General features: G+C 34.7%; 8 protein-coding genes. 1 reads left to right on the forward strand and 7 read right to left on the reverse strand.

Annotated elements, in window-relative coordinates; all coding sequences use genetic code 11:
* Positions 1 to 135: 135 nt before the first annotated feature.
* Together MVY38_RS01470 and MVY38_RS01475 are read right to left on the reverse strand one after the other, a co-directional pair.
* Positions 136 to 807 (reverse strand): 16S rRNA (uracil(1498)-N(3))-methyltransferase, encoded by a 672-nt coding sequence (locus tag MVY38_RS01470; RefSeq protein WP_297482703.1) that lies wholly within the window; start codon positions 805 to 807, stop codon positions 136 to 138.
* Position 808: 1 nt separating this feature from the next.
* Complete coding sequence (locus MVY38_RS01475) at positions 809 to 1,222, reverse strand: hypothetical protein (RefSeq protein ID WP_297482706.1); 414 nt, start codon at positions 1,220 to 1,222, stop codon at positions 809 to 811.
* Positions 1,223 to 1,270: 48 nt separating this feature from the next.
* On the opposite strand from MVY38_RS01475, the gene MVY38_RS01480 reads away from it, so the two are divergent.
* Positions 1,271 to 2,485, forward strand: a complete 1,215-nt coding sequence (locus tag MVY38_RS01480) for a molybdopterin molybdotransferase MoeA (RefSeq protein WP_297482710.1) — start codon at positions 1,271 to 1,273, stop codon at positions 2,483 to 2,485.
* A gap of 6 nt (positions 2,486 to 2,491) precedes the next feature.
* Here the strand turns inward: MVY38_RS01480 and MVY38_RS01485 are convergent, their stop codons facing one another.
* The 5 genes from MVY38_RS01485 to MVY38_RS01505 all read right to left on the reverse strand — a co-directional run.
* A complete protein-coding gene (locus MVY38_RS01485; RefSeq protein ID WP_297482714.1) occupies positions 2,492 to 3,073 on the reverse strand; it encodes a 6-carboxytetrahydropterin synthase in 582 nt (193 codons plus the stop codon).
* A 16-nt stretch (positions 3,074 to 3,089) separates the two neighbouring features.
* The gene (locus MVY38_RS01490; RefSeq protein ID WP_297482717.1) at positions 3,090 to 3,848 is read right to left on the reverse strand and encodes a 7-carboxy-7-deazaguanine synthase QueE; all 759 of its coding nucleotides are present in this window, start codon (positions 3,846 to 3,848) and stop codon (positions 3,090 to 3,092) included.
* Positions 3,845 to 4,810: a GTP 3',8-cyclase MoaA gene (gene moaA / locus MVY38_RS01495; protein WP_297482720.1), complete on the reverse strand. Its 966-nt coding sequence runs from the start codon at positions 4,808 to 4,810 to the stop codon at positions 3,845 to 3,847. The genes MVY38_RS01490 and moaA overlap by 4 nt, the downstream gene beginning before the upstream one ends.
* A gap of 17 nt (positions 4,811 to 4,827) precedes the next feature.
* On the reverse strand, positions 4,828 to 5,295 hold the full coding sequence (locus MVY38_RS01500) for an RDD family protein (protein WP_297482724.1): 468 nt from the start codon (positions 5,293 to 5,295) through the stop codon (positions 4,828 to 4,830).
* 80 nt (positions 5,296 to 5,375) lie between these two features.
* The coding region (locus MVY38_RS01505) for a cytochrome c1 (protein ID WP_297482727.1) at positions 5,376 to 5,575 on the reverse strand (200 nt) is incomplete at its 5' end.

Raw genomic sequence — 5,575 nt, forward strand, 5'->3', positions numbered from 1 at the left:
CTACTAATTCTGGGTGAATACCTTTTTTCATTTCATTACCTTTTGATACTCGTCGAAGTACGAATATCTATATATTTTTTAATTCCGTATGGGGGCAGAATTTTATGAAGCGAATTATATCTAAAAAATCTTAAATTACAAAAGTATCTTCGAAGCCACCGCGACTGCTGCTGTTTCAGAGCGTAAAATCATAGGAGTATTTAGTCTAAAGACCTCTTGATTTTTCAATAGCTCCTTCTCTTTTGGAGAGAAACCACCTTCACAACCGATGAGCACACACCCAAACGCAGCGCCTTCGTCTAAAGTATTATCACAAAAATCAAAGACCTTTACATCAGCAAATTTAGCAATAAAACTCTCAATGTTTTTATAAGTATCAAACTCCATTATCTCAGTGTGTCCACACTGCTGATTTGATGCTTCTACGATGCGTTTGTAGCGTTTAAAATCAGGTTTGAAATTCTTTTGACTTCTCTCGCAGTAAATAAAAGAAATTTTACTTACTCCAAGTTCATTAAGACTTGGCAGGACTTTCTCTACTGATTTATTATCTATCACACACCAGCCAATGTGCAGTTCTTGTTTTGCTTTAACCTCAAAAATCTTTGATGAAACCAACTCAAACGCAGCACTTTTTGGTTCTATTTCACTAAGTCTATAAATATGTAGTGTTTTTATATCTTCTTGAGAGCGAAAACCCAATTCATCACCTACATTATGGCGACGCACTTTTATAAGGTATTTAAAATCTTCACCTTTTATGCTAAAACGCTCTTTACCTGCGTTTTCATTAAAGAGGTAAACCATTTTAAACGAACCACATCCAAAGTGACATCAATAGAACCAAACCAAATTCAACTTGTAAAATAGTTCTTGAAAAAGGTTTATAGACTTCTAAAGCATGTTCTTTTTTTGTACTGAGATATTTCAAAGCTTTCAAACGCTTTGCTTCTAAGACTATAAGAACTACTCCCAAAATAATCATTACAATATTTTCAATACTAAAGTGTAGATGTTTTGCTGCCATCATCACAATACCTGTAAAAAGAAGTGTTCCAAGTACCGTTATTTGTAAAGGTACAAGGTATAAAGAGTTTACTCTTTTATATTTTGCAAGCTCTTTTGCACTAATTAAAATATACAGATTGATGAAAATCATCACCAAAACTGCGACCGCTGACCAACTATGTAGGCTTAAACCCATATTATACATTTCATTCATAACGAAATTATAGTAAAATATGTCAACTAATCAAAGAGGTTTTAAATTATGGCAGTTACAATAAATGAAGCACTAGAAATAATCTACACACATACAAAACAAAAATCTTTAAAAATCATACCGATTGAAGAGGCTTTAGGGTCTGTTCTTGCCCAAAATATTACAGCTACACACAATCTACCACCCTATGACAACTCTGCTATGGATGGGTATGCAGTAAAAATTGAAGATAGCGGCAAATGCGTAAAAGTAGGCTGCACCATCTTTGCAGGAGATGATTTTCACGGTGAACTACAACATAATGAGGCAATAAAAATTATGACAGGGGCTCGTATTCCTCTTGGAACTCAATGTATTGTACCTATTGAAGATATTACAGAGTGTGAGGGCGGTATTAAACTCCCCCAAAATCTAACAATTTCAAAACATATTCGTCTCGCGGGTGAAGATATTAAAAAAGAGACTTTACTGCTCACAAAAGGGCAAAAACTCCATGCGCATCAAATCACCCTTCTAGCATCACAAGGTATCACGCATATTAAAGTATATAAAAAACCGCGTGTTGGCATATTTGGTTCTGGAAATGAGCTAAAAATGCACTTTGAACAGGTTACGGAGTACCAACTTTACAATACAAATTCACCTACTTTTATTGCTCGTGCAAAAGAGTTAGGATGTGAAATAGAGTTTATAGGCACTGCCATTGACACGCTTGATGATATTAACGAGCATATCAAAAGTGCGCTTGATTGTGACCTTATCATCACTTCTGGTGGAGTAAGTGTGGGCGATGCAGACTTTACCAAAGAGGCATTTTCTGCATTTGGCTATGAGACTCTTTTTGATAAAGTTGAAATACGACCAGGAAAACCTACAACTCTAGGAAAAATTGGAGATAAAGTCATACTCAATCTTCCAGGAAATCCACTCGCTGCAGCACTTAACTTTGAAATTTTTGCAAGAGCTATTATCTATGCTATGAGTGGGGCAAAAGAGAAATTTATAAATCCTATAAAAGTAAAAATAGCACAAGATTTTAAACTAAAAGCAGGACGAAGTAGTGTTGTCCCTGGATATTTTAATGGAGAGTTTTTCACAGTTTGTGAGAAATTTGCACCGGGAATGGTCTCCCCTCTTGCAAATTCAAATGGTTTTATTATTACAGATGCCAAGTCTGATTTTATTGCGCAAAATCAAATAGTAAAATTCATCTCTACTCGTTGCGATTTTACAAGCAATGAATTTCAGGAATTATTTAGTTAAAAGAACTTAAACAGAAGAGGGGTTCATAAACTCCTCTTCATCCAATACTTTTTGCCACAATCTCTCATCTTTAAAGTCTTTCATAATTTGCTCGGAGAATATAATGTCAAAAAGGTTAATCTCTCCCATCTCTTTTGAGTAGGCATCCTCTGCAAAACATTGTGCGTAGCCTGTATCTGTCTCATGGACAATAACGCTATGGAGTTTTACCTCTTTTTCACCATTGACTTTAGATGTAAGTCCTAAAAGTCTATCTATCATTACAAAAATGACACGAGAAAACTGTTCAGCGGAAGGTGAAACTGGCAGCTCTACCCAGCGTGCAGAGTGTTTTTTCATATCTTTAAGATACTCTACATCATCTCCACTCCACAGAGCAATAGCATGGTCAAAACTCTCCACTAAATCTTTCATATTTTGCTTCATCAGTCCAAAATCATAAACCATCTGTCCATTATCTAAAAAGTTAGACTCAAAGAGCAATTCCACTTTATAAGAGTGTCCATGAACAGAACTTCTGCATTTAATTGTTGAGCAACCTCTTACTATATGGGCATTTTCAAATTTAAAAAGTTTTCGTATTATCATGTGTTTCTCCTTTCACTCACACCCCTTTATTGGCATCCCAAATCCGAATATGCAGTCTATCACTAAAGTTATACCCTTTTGCTTTACAAAATTCTATAAGAGGCTCTGTATTTGCTTCTACTTCTGCTTTTGTACCACCAACAGGCATACAGTAAACTTTCGTCTTTGGTGAATGTAGTTGTATGCTCTGTATTTCATCTTCAAGTGCTATGTTTATGGAGTCTCTGTCTATTGAAAATTTAAAAAAAGCATCTTTTGCATTGGAAGCTATGTTATAAATCACATCACCACGAACACGCTTTGCTAAAGGTTCATTTGAATTTGCAAGTTTTACAGACAATGCAAATATACACTCTTTGTAAATAGGATACTTCTCAAAATCAACATTTAAAGAACCATTTGTCTCAAAGGTAATTTGATGTCCAAACGCAGTCAGTTTTTCTAAAAATTCTACAAAAATAGGCTCATTTACATAGATGAGAGGCTCGCCACCTGTTAAAACAATATCAACTGAGTTTGGAAGTTCATATAAATCCAAAACAGACAAAAGCTCTTCTGCTCTAGTTATTGGCACCCAGCCATGAGCGAAGTGTTCTTTGTTTACTGCATAGACAGTATCGCATCCTAAAACTTTTACACCATCCTGTGCAACTTCAGAGCAACCAAAACCCTCGCAACGCATATTGCATCCACCAAAACGAAAAAAGAGACTCGGAGTACCTACATATCTTCCTTCACCTTGTATAGAGTAAAAGTGTTCAACGAGATATATCATCCACCTGTCTCATAAAAAGCACGAGTAGAGACTTCATCATCCTCTCCACCCCAACGATTTTTTTCTGGTTTTGTACGCACTACCTCTTTTAAAACAGCGGCTGCAGTTTTTATATCGCCTTTTTTGACAGATTCAGCAATACTCATAGCCTCATCAAAATATAAACATGGTATAAGATTTCCCTCAGCTGTAAGTCTTATACGATTACACTGCTTACAAAAATCATCTCCATACGGTTCAATAATTCCAAATCTATAACCATCATCAAGCCTATAATATTTTGCAGGAGAAGCACCATCATAACCCTCTGAAGTAAAGTTGTATTTTTCACCTAAACTTGTTAAAACTTCTTGACCACTTAGTTTTGAAATGTTCGCTTTCGCATAAGCATTTTCCATATACTCTATAAAACGCACAGTAATATCTCGCTCTCTACAATACTCAAGTACATCAAATATCTCATCTGCATTCATGCCCTTCATAGGAACCATATTTGCTTTTACTTTCAGCCCAACTTTGAGTGCTTCTTCTACGCCTTCAAGAACATTTTTTAAAACATCTTTGCCTGCTATAGCTTGTGCTACTTCAGGTTTAAGCGTATCTATACTTACATTGATGCGTTTAAGACCAGCATCTTTTAATCTTTGTGCGGTTCCTTTTAATAAAAAGGCATTTGATGTCATTGCTAGATCAATATCAGGCGCATAATCAGAAATCATTTTAATGAAAGTATCTAAATCTTCTCGTAACAGTGGTTCTCCACCCGTAATACGAATCTTTTTTACACCCTCATCAATGGCAACTTTCATAAATTCAAACAGCTCTTCAAAAGAGAGTAAATTCTCTTTTGGAACCCATGAAAAAGGTTTTTCCGGCATACAGTATTGGCATCTAAAATTACATCGCTCCGTTACAGATACACGAATATAATCTACTACTCTATCATAACTATCAATAAGCATTTATCATCCTCTAAATTTTAATCTTTCTCATATATTTGCACTGTTGAACAGATAATATCATGTAGTGCTTTTCTATCTTTTCTAAAAAACGGGGTCAACAATCCTAGAAGAATAGTCGCTGAAAATAAAAAAGCAACAAAACGACAAAAAGCTCTAAAAAAACCAATATTTTCAAATGTTGTATCATCTACTACCTTAATCTTATATGCTTTTTTACCAGGAGTTTGCCCAAATTTTGCAATTAAAACAGTATAAATTACTCCATATAATGATACTGCTAGAAATGGAGCCCATTGTGAAGATTGGAAATCATCTTTTCCATTCATTACAACATAAGTAATAAAATAGAGTATAGGAGCATAAATCATAAACATATCTGTTATAAGTGCTTTAATCCTATCTGGATAATAAGCATAAATAAAAGTTGGCTTTTGAGTCTCTGTATTGTGAAGTTTTTGTTGTTTTTTTATATCTCTAAATCTCATAAGAAGATTATATCAGAGAATTACTTTAAGTAGATTTTAGTAGAGTGCAAAAAGGAAAAAGTTTCCTTTTTGCTAAAGTTTTAGTGTAGTTCTTTCCAAACTTCTCTTTTCCAAAGAATAGCAAAGATTGCAAATATAATAATGAAAATCATTACATTTCTACCAACACTCTCTCTTTTATGACGTTTAGAGTCACCAACATCTTGAAGATGTGTTATAACTTTCTCAGCAGCTTCTGCAGTTACACCAACGCGTGGCATTGCAGTACCTTTAAGATAGT

Source organism: Sulfurimonas sp. (genome assembly GCF_027056685.1).
Lineage (GTDB): Bacteria > Campylobacterota > Campylobacteria > Campylobacterales > Sulfurimonadaceae > Sulfurimonas.